At 54.8% G+C, this 15,483-nt stretch carries 15 protein-coding genes and 1 tRNA gene; 5 read left to right on the forward strand and 11 right to left on the reverse strand.

Going from position 1 to position 15,483, the window contains the following annotated elements; translation table 11 throughout:
• Window positions 1–17: 17 nt before the first annotated feature.
• From yejK to EAW52_RS07110, 7 genes are all read right to left on the reverse strand, one after another.
• Window positions 18–1,025 carry a nucleoid-associated protein YejK gene (yejK, locus tag EAW52_RS07080; protein WP_122041918.1) on the reverse strand — a complete coding sequence of 336 codons (1,008 nt, stop codon included), beginning with the start codon at window positions 1,023–1,025 and terminating at the stop codon, window positions 18–20.
• Window positions 1,026–1,109: 84 nt separating this feature from the next.
• Window positions 1,110–2,099, reverse strand: a complete 990-nt coding sequence (gene rlmF, locus EAW52_RS07085; RefSeq protein WP_122041919.1) for a 23S rRNA (adenine(1618)-N(6))-methyltransferase RlmF — start codon at window positions 2,097–2,099, stop codon at window positions 1,110–1,112.
• A gap of 16 nt (window positions 2,100–2,115) precedes the next feature.
• Complete coding sequence (locus tag EAW52_RS07090; RefSeq protein WP_010795347.1) at window positions 2,116–2,412, reverse strand: helix-turn-helix domain-containing protein; 297 nt, start codon at window positions 2,410–2,412, stop codon at window positions 2,116–2,118.
• Window positions 2,413–2,486: 74 nt separating this feature from the next.
• Entirely contained in the window at window positions 2,487–5,318 is a 2,832-nt protein-coding gene (locus EAW52_RS07095; protein ID WP_122041920.1) for a valine--tRNA ligase, read from the reverse strand.
• A gap of 94 nt (window positions 5,319–5,412) precedes the next feature.
• Window positions 5,413–5,781 (reverse strand): hypothetical protein, encoded by a 369-nt coding sequence (locus EAW52_RS07100; RefSeq protein ID WP_122041921.1) that lies wholly within the window; start codon window positions 5,779–5,781, stop codon window positions 5,413–5,415.
• A gap of 5 nt (window positions 5,782–5,786) precedes the next feature.
• Entirely contained in the window at window positions 5,787–6,215 is a 429-nt protein-coding gene (locus EAW52_RS07105; protein ID WP_122041922.1) for a DNA polymerase III subunit chi, read from the reverse strand.
• Between the two features lie 69 nt (window positions 6,216–6,284).
• Complete coding sequence (locus EAW52_RS07110; protein WP_122041923.1) at window positions 6,285–7,784, reverse strand: leucyl aminopeptidase; 1,500 nt, start codon at window positions 7,782–7,784, stop codon at window positions 6,285–6,287.
• A gap of 156 nt (window positions 7,785–7,940) precedes the next feature.
• Here EAW52_RS07110 and lptF point away from each other — a divergent pair, with 156 nt between their 5' ends.
• A complete protein-coding gene (lptF, locus tag EAW52_RS07115; protein WP_122041924.1) occupies window positions 7,941–9,053 on the forward strand; it encodes an LPS export ABC transporter permease LptF in 1,113 nt (370 codons plus the stop codon).
• The gene (gene lptG, locus EAW52_RS07120; protein WP_010795341.1) at window positions 9,046–10,107 is read left to right on the forward strand and encodes an LPS export ABC transporter permease LptG; all 1,062 of its coding nucleotides are present in this window, start codon (window positions 9,046–9,048) and stop codon (window positions 10,105–10,107) included. Before lptF ends, lptG begins: the two co-directional genes overlap by 8 nt.
• A gap of 50 nt (window positions 10,108–10,157) precedes the next feature.
• Here lptG and EAW52_RS07125 read toward each other — a convergent pair whose 3' ends face one another.
• The 4 genes from EAW52_RS07125 to EAW52_RS07140 all read right to left on the reverse strand — a co-directional run bounded on the left by EAW52_RS07125 (window position 10,158) and on the right by EAW52_RS07140 (window position 12,788).
• Window positions 10,158–10,637 (reverse strand): RDD family protein, encoded by a 480-nt coding sequence (locus EAW52_RS07125; RefSeq protein ID WP_122041925.1) that lies wholly within the window; start codon window positions 10,635–10,637, stop codon window positions 10,158–10,160.
• A gap of 79 nt (window positions 10,638–10,716) precedes the next feature.
• Window positions 10,717–11,637 carry a bestrophin family protein gene (locus tag EAW52_RS07130; protein ID WP_122041926.1) on the reverse strand — a complete coding sequence of 307 codons (921 nt, stop codon included), beginning with the start codon at window positions 11,635–11,637 and terminating at the stop codon, window positions 10,717–10,719.
• Between the two features lie 56 nt (window positions 11,638–11,693).
• A complete protein-coding gene (locus tag EAW52_RS07135) occupies window positions 11,694–11,936 on the reverse strand; it encodes a hypothetical protein (RefSeq protein ID WP_010795338.1) in 243 nt (80 codons plus the stop codon).
• 765 nt (window positions 11,937–12,701) lie between these two features.
• Window positions 12,702–12,788, reverse strand: a tRNA-Leu gene (locus EAW52_RS07140).
• A gap of 103 nt (window positions 12,789–12,891) precedes the next feature.
• On the opposite strand from EAW52_RS07140, the gene queA reads away from it, so the two are divergent.
• The 3 genes from queA to yajC are packed head-to-tail and all read left to right on the forward strand — an operon-like array spanning window position 12,892 to window position 15,433.
• A complete protein-coding gene (gene queA / locus EAW52_RS07145; RefSeq protein WP_122041927.1) occupies window positions 12,892–13,935 on the forward strand; it encodes a tRNA preQ1(34) S-adenosylmethionine ribosyltransferase-isomerase QueA in 1,044 nt (347 codons plus the stop codon).
• 10 nt (window positions 13,936–13,945) lie between these two features.
• Window positions 13,946–15,064, forward strand: a complete 1,119-nt coding sequence (gene tgt, locus EAW52_RS07150) for a tRNA guanosine(34) transglycosylase Tgt (protein WP_037030442.1) — start codon at window positions 13,946–13,948, stop codon at window positions 15,062–15,064.
• Window positions 15,065–15,094: 30 nt separating this feature from the next.
• Window positions 15,095–15,433, forward strand: coding sequence for a preprotein translocase subunit YajC (gene yajC, locus EAW52_RS07155; protein WP_010795334.1), 339 nt, complete (start codon window positions 15,095–15,097; stop codon window positions 15,431–15,433).
• Window positions 15,434–15,483: the final 50 nt, after the last annotated feature.

Raw genomic sequence — 15,483 nt, forward strand, 5'->3', positions numbered from 1 at the left:
GTCACTCTGCTTGGCGGTCAGTCCTTGCGGCGCTTGATCTGATCTTTTAGCTGGGTAGGGACTTGTCGGATGATCAATACGTCCTGAGACTCGTCGTATTCTACCTTGGAGCCAAGCAGGTGAGCCTCGAAGCTGATGGATAGTCCCTCGGCGCGCCCCGTAAAGCGGCGGAATTGGTTGAGGGTGCGCTTGTCTGCAGGGATTTCAGGCGCAAGTCCGTAGTCCTTGTTGCGGATGTAATCATAGAAGGCCTTGGGCTGCTCTTCACTCATCAGCTCCGACAGTTCATCCAGGGCAATGGGCTCGCCAATACGGGCCTGGGTGCTGGCATAGTCGACCAGGGTGTCGGTTTTTTCCTTGGCTTTCTCCTCAGGCAGGTCTTCGCTTTCTACATAGTCGCTAAAGGCCTTGAGCAGGGTGCGCGTCTCGCTGGGCGCATCGACACCTTCCTGGCAGCCAATGAAGTCACGAAAATAATCCGAGACCTTCTTGCCGCCCTTGCCCTTGATAAAGGAGATGTATTGCTTGGACTGCTTGTTATTACGCCACTCGGAAATATTGATGCGTGCCGCCAAATGAAGCTGCCCGAGGTCCAGGTGTTTGGCGGGAGCTACGTCCAGGGTGTCGGTTACGGTTACGCCTTCACTATGATGCAGCAGGGCGATGGCGAGGTAATCCGTCATGCCTTGCTGATAATGGGCAAAGAGAACATGGCCGCCTGTTGAAAGGTTTGAGCCTTCCATAAGCTGCTTGAGATGTTCGACAGCCTGCTGGCTGAAGGTAACAAAATTCTTGCCACCCTCTAGATACTCATTGAGCCATCCACTGAAAGGATAGGCGCCAGACTCCTCATGGAACAGCCCCCAGGCCTTGTTGGGTTTGGCGTTATAGCTTTCGTTGAGATCGGCCATCAGGTTTTCGATGGCCTGGGATGCCTCGAGCTCGGCTTCACGGGCATGCAGCGTAGCGGGTTGACCGTCGGGTTTCTTGTCGATCAGGTGAACGATAGCGTGGCGAATGGGCATGGGACTCTCTATCAATGAAGCGCAGGCGACATTGCCGCGAAAATCAGATGTGGCCTGATAGTGTACCGCACCCGTGCGACGGGCTTAATCGGCATTCTTGATCCAGCGTGTGTGGCGCCACTGGTCTTGAGCATCCGGTGAAAGAAAAGTCCAGGCCACCAGCCGGCTACGTTTTTGACCTTGGGACATGTCGATCGTACGGATATCTACCGCATGGACCTGCTTTAGAGCAGCCACCAGACTGTCGACATTGGAGACCTTGGACACCAGAGTACTAAACCAGAACACCTGCATACCATAGCAGGCACTGTCTTCTGCCAAGGTGCGTACAAAGCGGGCTTCACCGCCCTTGCACCATAGCTCAGCGCCCTGACCGCCGAAATTGAGTACGGGTAATTTGCGCTTTGGGTCCAGTTTGCCAAGGTTTTTCCACTTGCGCTGACTGCCGCTGCGTGCCTCTTCCAGAGAGGTATGAAAGGGCGGATTGCAGAGAGTTATATCGAAACGATCATCTGGGGCGATAATGTTTCGAAACGTGCGGTTCGGCTCGGTCTGCTGCCGTAACGATATGGCCTTGGTCAGCTGATTGCCTTGCAGGATGGTCTTGGCGGAGGCCAGCGCCGTTGCGTCGATATCGGCCCCAACGAAATGCCAGCCGTACTCGTGATGGCCAATCAGCGGATAGATGCAGTTGGCGCCAACCCCTATATCCAGCGCCCTGATCATAGCGCCACGAGGAATAATACCGTCATTACGCTCAGCCAGCAGGTCTGCCAGGGAATGAACATAGTCGGCGCGGCCTGGAATGGGGGGGCATAAATAGCCTTCCGGGATATCCCAGTGGGCAATTCCATAATATTGCCGGAGCAGGGCGCGATTGAAGACTTTGACAGCGGCAGGATCGGCAAAGTCGATACTTTGCTTGCCGTAGGGGTTGATAATGACGAAGGGCGCCAGTTCAGGGCAGGCCTTAAGCATCTTGGCAAAATCATAGCGCCCCTGGTGACGGTTGCGGGGATGCAGAACCCCTTTATTCAGGTTGGGGGCAGCGGGGCGCTTGGGTGGCTGAGTCATGAAAAGGCTCGAACGATTAGGGGTAGCCCAGCAGGGCTTTTATGGTGGGGAGGTTGGAGCGGATCCAGCGCTTATCGATAGCGCCCCAATCACGGATGACATAATGTCCTGCATGGTTGCGAGCGCCTTCGGTCTGCTCAAATGCACAATCGATATCCAGATCGCTCAACGCCGAAAGGGTGTCCTGTGCAGTACGTCTGGGCATGCCTGTCGCTTCCATCAGGGCCGGTACACTCGTTGCGACTCCAGAGTCGACCAGCCAGGCGACGTACAGGCGGCGGTAGAAGCTTGTCTTGGTTTTGCTTACGTCCATTGTCCAATCCTTGAGCATCCATCGATAACAAACCAAAAGGCCCGCCTAAGCGGGCCTCCTGTGGCATTTAACCTTTACAGGCTGGCGATACGCTCACGCTGCTCGGCCAGTTTAGTGAGCGCCTGTTCGGCCTCGGCCAGCTTGGCGCGCTCCTTGGCAATGACTTCGGCGGGTGCCTTATCCACGAAACTGGCGTTGCTCAGCTTGCCTCCTACACGCTTCACTTCACCTTCCAGGCGCTGGATTTCCTTATCCAAGCGGCCTAGCTCGGCAGCTTTGTCGATCAATCCGGCCATTGGGACCAGCACTTCCATCTCGCCAACAAGCGCTGTAGCAGAAAGCGGTGCCTCTTCATCGGCAGCCAGAATGCGGATCGACTCGAACTTGGCCAGCTTTTTGAGCAGGGGCTCGTTTTCGCTCATGCGTCGCTGATCTTCAGCGCTGGCATGCTTGAGCAGAATGTCGATGCGCTTGGCCATGGAAATATTCATTTCGCCACGAATTTGTCGTACTCCTAGCATCAGCGCCTTGATCCACTCGATATCACCCTCAGCCGCGCTATCGATACGGGCCTCATTGGCAACGGGCCAAGTCTGCAGCATGAGGGTTTCGCCCTGTTGGCTGGCAAGCGGTGCGATGCGATGCCAGATTTCTTCCGTGATGAAAGGCATGAACGGATGGGCCAGGCGCAGCGCAACCTCCAGCACACGTACCAAGGTACGGCGTGTGCCGCGCTGACGTTCAATGGAGGCATTTTCATCCCACAATACCGGCTTCACCAGCTCCAGATACCAAGCGCAATATTCATCCCAGATGAATTCATAAAGCGCTTGAGTGGCCAAGTCGAAGCGGAACTGCTCCAACTGGCGAGTCACTTCAGCTTCAGTACGCTGCAACTGGGAAATGATCCAGCGGTCCACGGAAGACAGCTCAACCGGCTCATCATTGATCCCGCAATCTTTGCCTTCAGTATTTTCCAGAACAAAGTTGGCAGCATTCCAGATCTTGTTGCAGAAGTTGCGGAAGCCTTCGACGCGACCCATGTCGAACTTGATGTCGCGGCCGGTAGAGGCTAGCGAGCAGAATGTGAAGCGCAAGGCATCAGTACCATAGCTGGCAATGCCCTCCGGAAATTCGGCCCGGGTCTGCTTAGCGATCTTTTCGGCAAGCTTGGGCTGCATCATGCCGCTGGTGCGCTTCTGCAGCAGGCTCTCCAGATCAATGCCATCGACGATATCCAGCGGGTCAAGCACGTTGCCCTTGGATTTGGACATCTTCTGGCCTTGACCGTCGCGTACAAGACCGTGAACGTAGACGGTTTTGAACGGAATCTGCCCAGTCAGGTGAGTAGACAGCATGATCATCCGGGCGACCCAGAAGAAGATGATGTCAAAGCCGGTTACCAGAACGTCGGTGGGGTGGAACGTCTTTAAAAATTCGGTCTGTTCCGGCCAGCCGAGGGTAGAGAATGTCCACAGACCCGAGCTGAACCAGGTGTCGAGTACGTCGTCGTCCTGGCGCAGCGCGATCTCGCCCAAATTGTGCTTGATGCGGACTTCCGCTTCATCGCGACCAACATAGACGTTGCCAGCCTCGTCATACCACGCCGGAATACGGTGGCCCCACCAGAGTTGACGGCTGATGCACCAATCCTGAATATCACGCATCCAGGAAAAGTACATGTTCTCGTACTGTTTGGGTACGAACTGAATAGAGCCGTTTTCCACAACCTCAATGGCTTTTTCAGCCAGAGGCTTGGTGGAGACGTACCATTGATCGGTCAGCCAAGGCTCAATAACAGTGCCGGAGCGATCGCCCTTGGGTACTTTCAGCGCATGGTCTTCGATTTTCTCTAGAAGACCGGCAGAGTCGAAGGCCGCTACGATCTGCTTGCGGGCTTCGAAACGATCCAGGCCCGCGTATGCGGACGGAATCCCTGCGTCGACTTCAGTGTTTACGCTGCCATCCAGATTGAATACTTGTGCTGTAGCAAGTACCGCTGCGTTTTTATCGAAAATATTGATCAGGGGCAGGTTATGGCGCTTGCCGACCTCATAGTCATTGAAGTCGTGAGCAGGAGTGATCTTGACGCAACCTGTGCCAAATTCTGGGTCACAATAGTCGTCGCCCACGATCGGGATGCGACGACCTACCAGCGGAAGCTCAATGTATTTGCCGATCAGTGCCTTGTAACGCTCATCTTCAGGATGTACCGCTACAGCGGAGTCGCCCAGCATGGTTTCCGGACGGGTCGTGGCAACGATCAGATAATCCTTGCCCTCTGCCGTCTTGGCACCATCAGCCAGGGGATAGCGCAGGTTCCACAATGAGCCTTTCTCATCATGGTTCTCGACTTCCAGATCGGAGATAGCCGTATGCAGCTTGGTATCCCAGTTGACCAGGCGCTTGCCGCGATAAATCAGGCCGTCCTCGTGCAGACGGACAAAGGCCTCTTTGACTGCTTCAGACAGACCGTCATCCATGGTGAAGCGTTCGCGTGACCAGTCTACGGAAGAGCCCAGGCGACGAATCTGGCGAGTGATGTTGCCGCCAGACTCGTTTTTCCATTCCCAGACTTTCTCTAGAAACTTCTCGCGACCCAGATCATGACGGCTGACGCCCTGCGCACTCAATTGGCGCTCCACCACCATCTGGGTGGCAATGCCTGCGTGGTCCGTGCCGGGCTGCCACAGGGTATTGCGGCCCTGCATGCGGCGGAAGCGGATCAGGGCGTCCATGATGGCATTGTTAAAGCCATGGCCCATGTGCAGGCTGCCGGTGACGTTGGGCGGCGGAATCATAATGGTATAGGGCTCGCCGGAGCCCTGAGGCGCGAAGTATCCCTTGGATTCCCAGGTCTGGTACCAAGAGGTTTCGATGTCGTGTGGCTGGTAAGTCTTGTCCATGTACGTTGGCAAAGGCGTCTAAAGAGGGAAAGCCTTTGAGTATAACGGGGATAACGGTCAGGTGCGATTGATCGCAGCACTGACCGTCTTGTAATCAGACCTGCTCGCGCTGCCTGATCAGTTCATCGAGGCGGGCATCCAGGCGTTTTTGCAGTTCGGCTTCAACTTTAGGTGCGAATTCGGCAATGACCTCCTGGAGTATGAGGCGCGCTTCCTGGCGAAGTAGCTTCTCCAGGGATTCCTCATCCTGTCGAGAAACGCGCTCCGGCTCGATCTGATCAAGCAGCGGAGGAATGGCGCTTAGCCGTTCAATAGAGGGTACGACCACATCGGACAGTACAGGAATACCATCCTGGTCCAGCCGGTCGGTAAGCATGGGGAGGTCGTGTTTATCCAATAGCTGGCGGATCGATTCCAGGTCATTCATGAGATGTGCCGGGCGAGGCGGGAGGTCTTTGTCCATGATTGTCAGACTCGCGGCAGACGATGGTCTTGTAAAGCATAGCCGCGCTCTCGGTAAAAGCGGAAATTCTCACGAGCCGCTTTGCGTATTGAAGCCTCTTCGATGACTAGTTCGGCAATTCTGCTGAAGCTGGCAAAGAAAGCAGGAATACGAGTATCCAGGTTGATCAACAGTTCGCCGGCTCGCTCCTGTTGGGTGTCAATACCCAGCAGGACTGGGCTATCCGGCTTGTCCTCGGCAAAGTCGTGAGGCAGGAAGCTGTCGGGACGGAAGTCCCAAAGCCGTTCGTCCAGTTGATTGCGTTGGGCTTCGTCAGCGCAATGGATATACGTCTGCATCTGCTGTCTCCACGCTTTTTCGGCGAGGCGGCACGCAAAGGTCAGTCGAGCGTCAGGGTCGTCGCTGGGAAGAACATAGAAGTCGACACGGGTCATGTCTGGCTCCGGAGTATGGCTGGCAGCAGCGGCGCGATAGGGAAGCGAACCCTATCGCGCTGCACCGATTCAGCCTTGGCTGCGGTCTAGCAGATACTGCATAAGCAATGGGACGGGGCGGCCGGTAGAGGCCTTGTCCTTGCCACCACTGATCCAGGCGGTGCCGGCAATATCCAGGTGAGCCCATTTGTAGTTCTTGGCAAAGCGCGACAGGAAGCACGCTGCCGTAATGGTGCCTGCTTTAGGGCCACCAATGTTTGCGATATCAGCGAAGGGACTGTCGAGTTGCTCTTGATACTCATCATGCAGAGGCAACTGCCATACGCGGTCATCAGCCGCATCGCCGGCGGCTTTGATCTGCTGGATCAGGTTGTCATCGTTACCTAGCAGGCCAGAGACAACCGACCCCAGGGCTGTGACGCAGGCGCCGGTCAGTGTAGCGATATCGATCACGGACTGGGGCTTGAAGCGTTCGGCATAGGTTAGTGTATCGCACAGCACCAGACGGCCTTCAGCGTCTGTATTGAGGATTTCCACCGTCTGACCGCTCATGGTTGTGACGATGTCGCCAGGGCGGGTCGCCGTTCCACTAGGCATGTTTTCGGCGCAAGCCAACAGGCCTACCAGGTTGATTGGGAGCTTGAGCTCGAGCGCGGCACGGAATGTACCCAGTACGCTGGCAGCACCACACATGTCGTATTTCATCTCATCCATGCCCTGGCTGGGCTTGATGCTGATGCCGCCGGTATCGAACGTAATGCCTTTGCCGACCAGAACATGGGGGGCTGTGTCTTTTGCAGCACCCTTATATTGAAGCACTACCAGGCGGGGCGGTTGCTCGCTGCCTTGTGCCACGGCGAGAAAAGAACCCATGCCCAGCTCGCGCATCTTCTTTTCGTCCAGTACATCGACTTTGAGGCCGGTTTCCTTGTACTGCTTGCCAAGTGCTTTGGCTTCGTCCGCAATGTAGGCGGGGTTACAGATGTTTGGCGGCAGGTTGCCAAAATCCTTGGCATAGGCAACACCTGCAGCAATGGCCTGGGCGTGGGCAAGGCCTCGCTCCATATCAACTTGAACGGCCTTGCTGCCTGCCAGAATGATTTTCTTCAGAGCACGAGGCTCGGCTTTCTTGCTCTTGAAACGATCGAAAACATACAGGCCATCCGCCAGCATTTCAGCCAGCAGGCGAGCCTTCGCATAGCTGTCACGCTGCTTGACGTTGACATCGCCGAGGAAGAAGGCGGCATCAGTACCGCCCAAACCTTTGAGTACGCCTAATGCTGCGCTGACCACTTTGCGATATGCGCGATCGCCCAGGCCTTCTTCAGTATTTCCAGTGCCCACCAGCAAAACGCGCTCGGCTTTCAGACCGGTAAGGCCGGTCAGCAGCAGCGTCTGCCCCGGTTTGCCTGCTAGATCACCGCGCTTGACTGCAGCGCTCAGGGCGCCACCGGTAGCGGTATCGATCGCGGCCGCCGAGGCGTCCATATAACCATGTTCACCAACAGCAAGAACCAGTGTGGCTGTTTTCAGTGTTTCCGGACTTGCACTTTTAACGAGAAATTCCATTACGAGAAGCTCCCCAAGACAAACGAGTAGGTTTGCAGGATAATGCCAGCTATTTTCGCCGGGGCCGCCCTGCGGGCTGCCTTGCGCGGGTCGGTTTAGCAACGGCGGCTAGTTTGAGCGTACGCGCCTGAGCCTGACAACCCTGGAGAGCCTTGTTTGATCGTCTTTCGTTATCTAGCACGTGAAGTTCTCACCACCATGGGCGCGGTAAGCGCCGTTTTGCTGGTGATCATCATGAGTGGTCGCTTCATTAAATATCTGGCTCAAGCTGCGCAGGGTATCCTGGATCCTGGCGCCTTGATGATGATCATGGGATACCGGATCCCCGGTTTCCTAGAGCTGATTCTGCCGCTTGGTCTATTTTTGGGGATTCTGCTCTCCTATGGCCGTCTGTACCTGGAAAGTGAGATGACGGTCCTTTCCGCTACCGGAATGAGTCAGCAACGCCTCCTGGCCTATACGATGGCACCGGCAACATTCATTGCGCTTGTTGTTGCCTGGTTGAGTCTGTCGCTGACCCCTATGGGCGTTCAGCGTGTGGGTGAGATCTTGAATCAGCAGGATGCGCTGACCGAGTTCGACACCCTGGCGCCCGGTCGCTTCCAGTCGCTGCGTGATGGCTCGCGGGTGACCTATACCGAAGCGCTCAGCAATGATCGTACCCAGCTCTCGGGCGTCTTTATTTCTGAAAAGAATGAAGCCAAGGCCGGGTCTGATCGGGGCATTGGTGTGCTGATCGCCGATAAGGGCCACCAGGAAATCCATTCCGATGGCAGTCGTTACCTGATTCTGGAAAATGGTTTCCGGTATGACGGTACCCCAGGCCAGGCGGACTATCGTGCGGTTCAATACGATACCTACGGAGTGTTGCTTCCTAAACCTGAAGTCAGTACGGATGTAGGTGCGCGCGAAGCGATTCCGACACGTGCCCTGATGTCCAGCGATGACATCCGTCAGAAGGCCGAGCTGCAGTGGCGTCTTTCCATTCCGGTGCTGGTTTTCATCGTGACGCTGATTGCCGTGCCGTTATCGCGTGTCAATCCACGTCAGGGACGCTTCCTTAAACTACTGCCCGCCATCCTGCTTTATATGGCCTACCTTTCCCTGCTGATTGCCGCCCGTGGTTCGCTCGATAAGGGCAAGCTTCCGCCTGCCATCGGTCTTTGGCCGGTTCATCTGTTGTTTCTTGCGTTAGGTTTGCTGCTGGCCTTCTGGGAGCCGTTGCGCCTGTCCATGCGCCGCCGTGCTACGGAGAAAGGTCATGAGTAAACTCGATCGTTATATAGGTCGCTCGGTTCTAGTCAGTATTCTGGCTGTTCTTGGCGTTATTCTTGGATTGGCCTTGCTGTTTGCCTATATCGATCAGCTAGGGGATTTCGATGATAACTACGGCGCCCTGCAGGCGCTTACGTATGTACTGTTGACTGGCCCGCGGCGGGCTTATGAGCTTCTGCCCATGGCAGCGCTGATCGGCTGTCTAATTGGCCTGGGCTCGCTGGCCAGTAGCAGTGAGCTGATCATCATGCGAGCCGCTGGTGTCTCACTGGCTCGAATTGTCTGGGCTGTCATGAAGCCTATGCTGCTGATCATGCTTGCAGGCGTGCTTATTGGTGAATATGTCGCTCCCTGGTCGGAAAACATTGCTCAGAGCAACCGTGCAATGGCGCAGGGTGGCGGTGATGCCCAGAGTTCCAAGCATGGCCTGTGGCATCGTCAGGGACGTGAGTACGTTCATATCAATGCAGTGCAGCCCAACGGTGTTCTGTTTGGTATTACACGTTATCAGTTTGATGAGCAGCGCCATTTGCTGTCGGCAAGCTTTGCCAAGCGTGCCGAGTACCGAGGCGACCATTGGGAGCTGCAAACGATCTCCACGACCCACTTCCGTGATCGTCACACCGAGGTCATAACAGCTCCAACAGAAAATTGGGATATCGAACTGACACCACAAATACTCGACACCGTTGTGATGGAGCCCGATGCTTTGTCCATTTCTGGTTTGTGGTGGTACATCCATTACCTGGCGGATCAGGGGCTTAATAATGCCTCTTACTGGCTGGCGTTCTGGGGCAAGGTATTCCAGCCGCTGGTGACAGCAGCACTTGTATTAATGGCCATTTCATTCATCTTCGGCCCGCTGCGCTCGGTAACATTGGGTCAGCGTATTTTTACCGGTGTGGTAGTAGGATTCGTATTCCGTATTGCTCAGGACCTGTTGGGACCCTCCAGTCTGGTATTTGGATTCTCACCCATACTAGCGGTCCTGGTGCCTGCAGGAGTCTGTGCATTAGCAGGCATATGGTTATTGCGTAAAGCGGGCTGATGTCCTCACGAAAAAGGCTGAACATTCATCTGTTCGGCCTTTTTTGTGTCCTACTCCAAGACATGTATGGTTTGACTCTTGGAAGCCAGATCGGACCAGCTTCGCCTGCGTGTATCGACGAATATCCATAAAAGGCCTACCCCCAGGCAGAGATACGAGAAAAGAGCAGCAGCGAAGCGCAGGGCGGCTTGAGGCAGACTAATCCTTGCGCCGTCGGTATTTTGTATTCGGATCTTCCAGGCCTGCATGCCGAGCGTTTGGCCGTTATGTATCCAGTAGCCCGCAAAGTAAGCAAAGCTGACCAATACAATCAGGATGCTCAATATAGGGTCGCCTATTAGCTCCCCTTGTTCGGCCATTGCCTTGAAGCGGGAACCTCCCATCCAGGCAGCCAGTCCGCCGAAATAACCTAATGTAGCCACCATTACCAAGGCAACAAGCAGGATGCTGTCATAGAAGCTCGCAGCTAGTCGCCTGGCAAGACCGGCGGGTGGGTATTTTCTGGTAGGCAGAGATAGGGTTCGTGGCATGAGGCGTTGCTGTTCGTAATAAGCGTTCTACTGCAACACCTGGTAGTTAGCATGGCAAGCCTGTCTTTCCTCGAAAGGCTTACAGCAATAAACCGTCCTGAGGGTGTAGAGGGGGCGGGAGGTCTCGTTCATCCAGCAGTTCAAGCAGGGAGATTTCCAGACCTCTGCACATGGTATTGAGTGGCAGGTCGTTTGGCATCTTATCGAAAGGGTCCGCTATCTGATCTCCCAGGGCATCCAGTCCAAAAAAGGTATACGCCAGTACGCAAACAGCAAGTGGGGTAAACCAGCCAATGCTATCCACCAGGCAGAACGGTAGTAGAAAACAGTAAATGTGTACGGTGCGATGCAGCATCAGAATATAGGGATAGGGGATAGGTGTATTTCTGATGCGTTCACAGCCTCCCAGCACATAGGAGAGGCGACTGATCTGTTGATCTACAGAGCTAAGAAGAATTTCGCTGGAGTTGTGTTGCCGCATCAACTGACTGATGTTCTGTCCAATAAGACCTAGTATCACATTAGGCCGATTGGCGGCTGCCAGCGCCCGGGCGCAGTCGTTCTGTGTCAGAAGGCGCTTTAGGTCGGGCGTTGGGTCATCGTTTCTCAAGTGGTCGCGAAGCGCATGGCTGAATGCGGTCAGTTGAAGGGCTATGGAGCGTCGCTCTTCAACAGTCATCCCAGGAAAAAAACTCAACGTTTGCCGCACTAGGTTGCGAGAGACGATGAGCAGTTCTCCCCACAGGGTCCGCGCTTCCCAAAAGCGCTGGTAGGCCACGCTATTACGAAAGCCCAAGAATATCGCCAGCGTCAGTCCCCAAAGTGTAAAAGGCGTAGCTGTCAAAATAACCTTGTAGTGGTAGAGAGTGCCATGCGTGGCTACGACAAAGGAGCTTAGCAGCACCGTGTAGAGCACTCGCTTCCAGATGGCGGGAATAATGGAACCTTTCAGAGAAAACAGCAGCACCCATAGCGATGGGGTCTGAGGGCGTACGATCATGCTAACCCTTATGCTCAAATACCAAACGGTGGGAAGTGGGCGTCAGCCGAGTGCCGCTAGCATTCGGAAATATCACCATAAAGACGCAGGGTTCGTTCCTGAATTTCTTCTTTTATCTCATCGGCGACAGCCTTGAGCAGAACGGCATGATGAAGCTGGGTAGCGTGTAGATCCCGCTCGACAATGATGCCGTGTGGTGTCGTGACAATAACTCTGGCGAAATTCTCATCTCTTTCCAGGCATTCCACCTTGCCTTCGCAAGCGAGTTGACTGACTAATGCGGCCAGCAGGTTCTTCATATCCATATCCCCTCAGATGTATCAGAATGACATGACTTCCGGTCCCTGAGTTCTCGCCGTTTGGCGGAAGAGGCTTGGAGGAGTGTGCCTGGCGTTCATGCACTATTAAAAAGCCTCGTGCAAGACGAGGCTTTAAAAACAAAGCGTCAACCGGCTTTTAGTTACCAGTGGGGCGCGGACCTGTAATACCTCGGCGCAGGCTTGTGATAATGGGCACGATGACGTGGCGGTGGAGCGTAATAGTGCCTTGCGTGGAACCTATGGTAGTCCAGCCTTTGAAGCTGACGGTAAGCAATAGGGGCTTTGTAAGTCTCATGAGTCAGCGGCCCGTAAACCCGCTCACGCTCAAAAGCCGCGGCTTCACCTGCACTGATAAGGCAGCCGATGAGTAAGGTTACTTTCAATATTCGACCTGGCATACGTACCTCCTTCAGCAAGAGCTTTTGCCTCGCTGCTATAAAGCACCGTACGGCTGTCGCGTGACGTCAAGGCAGGTAAAGGTTGGGTAAAGCGGTGAGGCAGGAAGACCGCTCAAGCCTGCGTTAAACGGTGCAGAACGATGCATAGAGAGATCGGGAGGGTGAATCTTTCGCGTTGGCTTGTAATGATCTACTCCAAGGCACGCCTGAGACGCTTTATACCAAGGAAGTAGTTATTACTTGGGAGAACCAGAAGAGGGCAGGATAGTGAGACACAAAAAAACCGGCTCAAGAGCCGGTTATTCTGATGTTTCGGGACTTGGTGGGAAGTCCTGAAAACTTTGTATGGTGCCTCGGGAGAGACTCGAACTCTCACTCTGTCGCCAGAAACGGATTTTGAATCCGCCGCGTCTACCGATTCCGCCACCGAGGCAATGGCGGCGCAGTATAGGGATGAGATTGTTTCGAGTCAACGCTTTAAATGGTCTTATTTCATCTCTTCCGGTAAGCTGTGCGACCTTTCGAGATGAGCCTGCATGCAAGTTTCCGATTTTTATTTTGAACTACCTGAATCGCTCATAGCACGTCATCCGCTATCCGAGCGCCGCGCAAGCCGGCTGCTGGTGCTGGACGGACCTTCTGGAGCGATCAATCATCAGCAGTTTTCCGACCTGCTGGACTATCTGCGTCCAGAGGATCTCATGATCTTCAACGATACGCGGGTTATTCCTGCGCGATTGTTTGGGCAAAAAGCCAGTGGCGGAAAGCTTGAAATACTTGTCGAGCGTGTCCTGGATGAATTCAGGGTCTTGGCTCATGTGCGTTCCAGCAAGTCTCCCAAGCCGGGTGCAGTCATCCATGTCGAGGGTGGCGGAGAGGCGGAGATGCTGGCGCGGCATGATGCGCTGTTTGAGCTGCGCTTTGCAGAGCCTGTGCTGGGGCTTCTGGAGCGGGTAGGGCACATGCCGCTGCCGCCCTACATTGATCGCCCGGACGATGAAGAGGATCGTGAACGGTATCAGACCGTTTATGCCCGCAATGCAGGGGCTGTGGCTGCACCGACGGCAGGGCTGCATTTTGACGAAGCCATGCTGCAAGCCATTCGCGAAAAAGGTATCGAAACCGAATTCGTGACGTTGCATGTGGGGGCCGGTACGTTCCAGCCCGTTCGGGTCGTTCGCATCGAAGATCATCATATGCATCGAGAGTGGTTGCAGGTCAGTCAGGCGGTCGTCGATGCCGTCGAGCGCTGCAAGGGCCGTGGCGGGCGCGTCATTGCAGTGGGCACGACCAGTGTCCGCTCCTTGGAAAGCGCTGCGCGAGACGGTCAACTCAAGGCTTTTAATGGCGATACGGATATCTTCCTTTACCCTGGCAAGCCTTTTCACGTTGTCGATGCGCTGGTGACCAACTTTCACCTGCCCGAGTCGACGTTGCTGATGCTGGTTTCGGCTTTTGCAGGTTATCCTGAGACAATGGCCGCCTACGCCGCTGCCGTTGAGCAAAACTACCGTTTCTTTAGTTATGGTGATGCCATGTTCATTACCCGTAACCCAAACGCCAAAGGGCCAGAGTCCTGAAATGAGCTTCATGAAGTTTGAGTTGCTGGCGACCGAAGGCCGGGCCCGTCGAGGCCGACTGAGTTTTCCTCGCGGCGTAGTCGAAACCCCTGCGTTCATGCCGGTTGGCACATACGGCACCGTCAAAGGCATGTTGCCACGGGACATTGAGGCGATTGGGGCACATATCATCCTGGGGAATACATTCCACCTCTGGCTGAGGCCTGGGGTCGAAGTCATTGGTCGTCACGGCGATCTGCATGACTTCATGCAATGGAAGGGCCCTATCCTTACGGATTCTGGCGGCTTTCAGGTATTCAGCCTGGGGGCGCTGCGCAAGATCAAGGAGGAGGGCGTCTACTTTGCGTCGCCAGTCGATGGTGCCAAGGTCTTCATGGGGCCGGAAGAGTCCATGGCTGTTCAGCGAGCGCTAGGGTCTGACATTGTCATGATCTTTGATGAGTGCACGCCGTATCCTGCCGACTTCGATACAGCCAAGCGCTCCATGGAGCTGTCGCTGCGCTGGGCCAAGCGTTCACGTATTGCCCATGGTGATAGCCCTTCGGCGTTATTCGGCATTGTCCAGGGCGGAATGCATGAGGAGCTACGTCTGCGTTCGCTGGAGGGGCTGGAAAACATCGGTTTCGATGGTTATGCCATCGGCGGGCTTTCAGTGGGAGAGCCGAAGGAAGAAATGATCAGGGTTCTGGACTTTCTTCCGCCGCATCTGCCTGCTGACAAACCTCGTTACCTCATGGGTGTTGGAAAGCCGGAAGATCTGGTCGAAGGTGTGCGGCGTGGCGTCGACATGTTTGATTGTGTAATGCCTACACGTAACGCACGTAATGGGCACTTATTCATTGATACCGGCGTTCTCAAGATTCGTAATGCTGTCCACCGGCATGACGATTCACCCTTGGATCCGACCTGCGACTGCTATACCTGCCGCAACTTTTCCCGTGCTTATCTGCATCACTTGGATAAATGCGGCGAAATGCTAGGCAGCATGCTGAATACAATCCATAACCTGCGTCACTATCAACGGCTGATGTCTGGTTTACGTGATGCTATTCAACAGGGTAAATTGGCCGACTTCGTCGATTCCTTCTATGCGCGCCGCGGCTTGCCTACCCCGCCGTTGGCAGATTGATTTCCAGACTTTGCAACAGGAGTTATTGCAATGAGCTTTCTGATCCCCGCTGCCTATGCCCAGGAGACTGCTCCGGCGGCTGCCGCACCAGGTGGTGAATATATTCAATTCATTTTCCTGATCGGTTTCGTGGTCATTTTTTACTTTCTGATCTGGCGTCCACAGGCCAAGCGTGCCAAGGAGCACAAGAACCTGCTGGGCAATCTGCAGAAGGGTGACGAAGTGGTAACGTCCGGTGGTATCGCTGGACGTGTAGTAAAGGTGACGGATGATTTCGTGGTTATCGAAGTATCCGATACTGTCGAACTCAAGTTCCAGAAAGGTGCGATTGCCGCTACGTTGCCCAAGGGCACGTTGAAAGCAATCTAATCCTACCTCTAGGTATATGCACGGGGCGCGCAAGGCGCCTCGTTTCTTAA

This window comes from Pseudomonas sp. LTJR-52 (assembly GCF_003691465.1).
Taxonomy (GTDB): Bacteria; Pseudomonadota; Gammaproteobacteria; order Pseudomonadales; family Pseudomonadaceae; genus Chryseomonas; species Chryseomonas luteola.

Coding starts and splice junctions, on each gene's coding strand:
- yejK (WP_122041918.1), bottom strand. CDS start 1,025: ATGCCCATTCGCCACGCTATCGTTCACCTGATCGACAAGAAACCCGAC.
- rlmF (WP_122041919.1), bottom strand. CDS start 2,099: ATGACTCAGCCACCCAAGCGCCCCGCTGCCCCCAACCTGAATAAAGGG.
- EAW52_RS07090 (WP_010795347.1), bottom strand. CDS start 2,412: ATGGACGTAAGCAAAACCAAGACAAGCTTCTACCGCCGCCTGTACGTC.
- EAW52_RS07095 (WP_122041920.1), bottom strand. CDS start 5,318: ATGGACAAGACTTACCAGCCACACGACATCGAAACCTCTTGGTACCAG.
- EAW52_RS07100 (WP_122041921.1), bottom strand. CDS start 5,781: ATGGACAAAGACCTCCCGCCTCGCCCGGCACATCTCATGAATGACCTG.
- EAW52_RS07105 (WP_122041922.1), bottom strand. CDS start 6,215: ATGACCCGTGTCGACTTCTATGTTCTTCCCAGCGACGACCCTGACGCT.
- EAW52_RS07110 (WP_122041923.1), bottom strand. CDS start 7,784: ATGGAATTTCTCGTTAAAAGTGCAAGTCCGGAAACACTGAAAACAGCC.
- lptG (WP_010795341.1), top strand. CDS start 9,046: ATGAGTAAACTCGATCGTTATATAGGTCGCTCGGTTCTAGTCAGTATT.
- EAW52_RS07125 (WP_122041925.1), bottom strand. CDS start 10,637: ATGCCACGAACCCTATCTCTGCCTACCAGAAAATACCCACCCGCCGGT.
- EAW52_RS07130 (WP_122041926.1), bottom strand. CDS start 11,637: ATGATCGTACGCCCTCAGACCCCATCGCTATGGGTGCTGCTGTTTTCT.
- EAW52_RS07135 (WP_010795338.1), bottom strand. CDS start 11,936: ATGAAGAACCTGCTGGCCGCATTAGTCAGTCAACTCGCTTGCGAAGGC.
- queA (WP_122041927.1), top strand. CDS start 12,892: ATGCAAGTTTCCGATTTTTATTTTGAACTACCTGAATCGCTCATAGCA.
- tgt (WP_037030442.1), top strand. CDS start 13,946: ATGAAGTTTGAGTTGCTGGCGACCGAAGGCCGGGCCCGTCGAGGCCGA.
- yajC (WP_010795334.1), top strand. CDS start 15,095: ATGAGCTTTCTGATCCCCGCTGCCTATGCCCAGGAGACTGCTCCGGCG.